Raw genomic sequence first — 3,885 nt, 5'->3', positions numbered from 1 at the left:
CGGGTACGCGGTGGTCCACGTCGGCGCGGACGCCCCCTCCCGGGAGCTGCCGCCCGCCCTGGCCGCCAAGACCGTCGCCGCGCTGGCCGAACGCGGCCACCGGGTCCTGGTCACCGGCACCGCCGGGGAGGCCGAGATGGCCCGCGAGGTCGCCGCGCACGGCGCGGCGGACCTGGCCGGGCGCACCACCGTCACCGAACTGGCCGACGTGCTCGACCGCGCCGCCGTCCTGGTCTCGGGCAACACCGGCCCCGCCCACCTGGCCGCCGCCGTCGGCACACCCGTGGTCTCGCTCTTCTCCCCGGTCGTGCCCGCCTCCGCGTGGGCGCCCCACGGCACCGCGGTCCGCGTCCTGGGTGACCAGCTCGCGCCCTGCGCCGACACCCGGGCCCGGGTCTGCCCCGTACCCGGCCATCCCTGCCTGAACTCCGTCTCCTCCGACGACGTCCTGACCGCCGTCGACGAACTCCTGGGGGCACGATGACCATCCACCACCCGACGCCCACGATCCCGGCGCACGCACCCCGGGGCATGGCGCAGGGCCGGGCCCGGACGCCCGCGCGCGTGCTGCGGATCCTGCTCTGGCACGTCCACGGCTCGTGGACGACCGCGTTCGTCCACGGCGGGCACACCTGCCTGCTGCCGGTGACCCCGGACCGGGGGCCCGACGGGCGGGGCCGCGCCCGCACCTGGGACTGGCCCGCCAACGCCGAGGAGCTGCTCCTTGGGGCGGTGCGCGACAGCGAACCCGACCTGGTGGTCCTCCAGCGACCCCACGAGATCGCCCTGGCCGAGGAGCTCCTGGGCCGCGTGCCGGGCCGGGACGTGCCCGCCGTCTACGTCGAGCACAACACCCCGCGCCGGGACGTGCCGGTCACCCGGCACCCCGTCGCCGACCGCGACGACATCCCCGTCGTCCACGTCACCCACTTCAACGACCTGTTCTGGGACTGCGGGCGCGCGCCCACCCGCGTGGTCGAACACGGCGTGCCCGACCCCGGGTACCGCTACACCGGCGAGGTCCTCCGCACGGGCGTGGTGCTCAACGAGCCCCTGCGCCGCTGGCGCTTCACCGGCACCGACCTGCTGCCCGCGCTCGCCGGGAGCGTGCCCCTGGACCTGTTCGGCATGGGCGTGGCCGGGATCTCCGAGCACCTCGGGCTGGCGCCCTCGCGGCTGCGCGCCCACGAGGACCTGCCCCAGGACGCCATGCACGACGAACTGGCCCGCCGCCGCGCCTACGCCCACCCGCTGCGGTGGACCTCGCTCGGCCTGTCCCTCATCGAGGCGATGATGCTGGGCCTGCCCGTGGCCGCCCTGGGCACGACCGAGGCCTACGAGGCCGTACCGCCCGAGGCGGGCACCGTCTCGACCGACCCCCGAGTACTCGCGGAGGCGCTGCGCGCGTTCCATGAGGATCGCGACCTCGCCCTTCGCACCGGCAAGGCCGCCCGTGCGGCGGCACTGCGCCGCTACGGGCTCACCAGGTTCCTCGACGACTGGGACCGGGTGCTACAGGAGGTGACGTCATGAGGATCGCCATGGTCTCCGAACACGCCAGCCCGCTGGCGGCGATCACCGGAGAGGACGCGGGCGGCCAGAACGTCCACGTGGCCGAGCTGGCCGCGGCGCTCGCCGCGCGCGGACACGAGGTCGTGGTCCACACGCGCCGCACCGACGCCGAGCGGCCCGACAGCGTCTCCCTGGGCCCGGGCGTGCGCGTGGAGCACGTGCGCGCCGGACCGGCGGCCCCGATCAGCAAGGACGAGCTGCCCCAGTACATGCCCGAGTTCGCGCAGCGGCTGCGGGCGGCCTGGCGCGTCCAACGGCCCGACGTCGTCCACGCCCACTTCTGGATGAGCGGTTTCGCCTCCCTGCGGGCGGCCGGCGCCCTGGGCCTGCCCGTGTTGCAGACCTTCCACGCCCTGGGCACCGTCAAGCGCCGCCACCAGGGCACGGACGACACCAGCCCCGCCGAGCGCGTCCCGACCGAACGCGCCGTGGCCGGTCAGTGCGACATGGTCGTGGCCACCTCCACCGAGGAGCGGCGCGAACTCGCCGAGTGGGGGATCCCGCCCGCGCGCGTGGCCGTGGTGCCCTGCGGCGTGGACACCTCGCGCTTCACCGCCGAGGGTCCCGCCGCCGAGCGCGGCGACCGCCCGCGCCTGCTCAGCCTGGGCCGCCTGGTCAGGCGCAAGGGCGTGGACACGGTGATCCGCGCGCTGGCCGAGGTGCCCGAGGCCGAACTGGTCATCGCCGGAGGAACCGCCCGCGAACGCCTTTGGACCCAGCCCGAGGCGGTACGGCTGCGCATGGCCGCCGAGCGCGCGGGCGTGGACGACAGGGTCCGCTTCCTGGGCTGCGTGGACCGCGCCGAGGTCCCCGCCCTGCTCAGGTCGGCCGACGTGGCCGTCAACGTGCCCTGGTACGAGCCGTTCGGGATCTCCACCGTCGAGGCGATGGCCTGCGGTGTCCCCGTGGTCGCCTCCCGCGTGGGCGGCCACGTCGACACCGTCGTGCACGGGGAGACCGGGCTCCTCGTCCCGGCCAGGTCGCCCGAGCGGCTGGGCCGCGCCGTGCGCTGGCTGCTCTCGGACGAGGCGACCAGGATCTCCTTCGCCGACGCCGCGGCCGAGCGGGCGCGCGACCACTACTCGTGGGCGGAGGTGGCCCGGCGCACCGAGGAGTGCTACCTGCACGTGACCACGACCGCGACCGGTGCGGCCGTCCCCGCGCCCCGCGCGGGGCTCAGCACGCCGGTCGCCACCACCACCGGGGGAGGCGAGGAGTGATGCACACCCACCTGAGACAGCTCAGCTCCGCGCTGGACGGCACGGACGCGGCCCTGGTCGAGGAGTGGGGACGCCGCGCCGCGCGCGCCCTGAGCGGGGGGCAGCGCCTGTTCGCCTGCGGCAACGGCGGCAGCGCGGCCGAGGCCCAGCACCTGACGGCCGAACTGACCGGACGCTTCGAGGACGAGCGCGAGCCCCTGTCGGCCATCGCGCTGCACGCGGAGACCTCCAGCGTCACCGCCATCGCCAACGACTACGGCTACCACCAGGTCTACGCGCGCCAGCTGCGCGCCCACGCCCGCCCGGGCGACCTGCTGGTGTGCCTGTCCACCAGCGGCAACAGCGAGAACGTCGTCGCCGCGGCCAAGGCCGCGCGGGAACTCGGCGTCACCTGCTGGTCCCTGACGGGCCCCGGACCCAGCGCCCTGGAGTCGCTCAGCGAGGAGACGGTCTCCGTCCCCGCGCCCAGCACCTCCACCGTGCAGGAGGTCCACCTGGCACTGGTCCACGTGTTCTGCGCCGCGGTGGACGCCGAGGTCGCCGCCCGCGCGCACGGGGTCTTCGTCCCCGAGGGGAGGGCGGCCACATGAGTGGGGGAACCGTGGTGGTGGTCGGCGACGCCCTGCTCGACGTGGACCTGCGCGGCGTGTCCCGGCGCGACTGCCCCGACGCGCCCGCGCCCGTGCTGGAGGAGCCCGAGCCCTGGTACCGGCCCGGAGGCGCGGCCCTGGCCGCCCGCCGCGCCCGGCAGGACGGCCGCGACGTGGTCCTGGTGACCGCCGTGGGCCGCGACGCGGCCGCCGACGAACTGGCCGCGCTCGTGGGGGAGGGCGTGCGGCTGGTGGGGCTGCCCCTGATGGAGCACACGCCCACCAAGACCCGGGTCCAGGCCAACGGCCGCACCGTGGCCCGTCTGGACCAGGGGTGCGAGGGCGTGGAACTCGACGCCCGCGCCGAGGACGTCGCCGAGGCCCTGGCCGGGGCGGCGGCCGTGCTCGTGGCCGACTACGGGCACGGGCTCACCCGCCAGCGCGCCGTACGCCGGGCCCTGGCGGCCTGCGCGCGGCGCGGCGTCCCGCTCGTGTGGGACCCG

5 protein-coding genes are annotated in these 3,885 nt (G+C 76.2%); all 5 read left to right on the top strand.

Features of this window, described 5'->3' with window-relative positions; genetic code table 11:
- A partial coding sequence (locus DQW06_RS04065) for a glycosyltransferase family 9 protein (protein WP_198662376.1) occupies positions 1–484 on the top strand: 484 nt, incomplete at its 5' end.
- Positions 481–1,533, top strand: coding sequence for a glycosyltransferase (locus tag DQW06_RS04060; RefSeq protein WP_117197986.1), 1,053 nt, complete (start codon positions 481–483; stop codon positions 1,531–1,533). The genes DQW06_RS04065 and DQW06_RS04060, both read left to right, overlap by 4 nt.
- Positions 1,530–2,792: a glycosyltransferase gene (locus tag DQW06_RS04055; protein WP_013152609.1), complete on the top strand. Its 1,263-nt coding sequence runs from the start codon at positions 1,530–1,532 to the stop codon at positions 2,790–2,792. The genes DQW06_RS04060 and DQW06_RS04055 overlap by 4 nt, the downstream gene beginning before the upstream one ends.
- A complete protein-coding gene (locus DQW06_RS04050) occupies positions 2,792–3,382 on the top strand; it encodes an SIS domain-containing protein (protein ID WP_013152610.1) in 591 nt (196 codons plus the stop codon). The genes DQW06_RS04055 and DQW06_RS04050 overlap by 1 nt, the downstream gene beginning before the upstream one ends.
- Positions 3,379–3,885: PfkB family carbohydrate kinase (locus DQW06_RS04045; RefSeq protein ID WP_232832952.1), on the top strand; the 507-nt coding region annotated here is incomplete at its 3' end. The genes DQW06_RS04050 and DQW06_RS04045, both read left to right, overlap by 4 nt.

The organism is Nocardiopsis sp. TNDT3 (genome assembly GCF_003427465.1).
GTDB lineage: Bacteria > Actinomycetota > Actinomycetes > Streptosporangiales > Streptosporangiaceae > Nocardiopsis > Nocardiopsis dassonvillei.
This window is presented reverse-complemented; position numbering and strand designations above follow the sequence as displayed.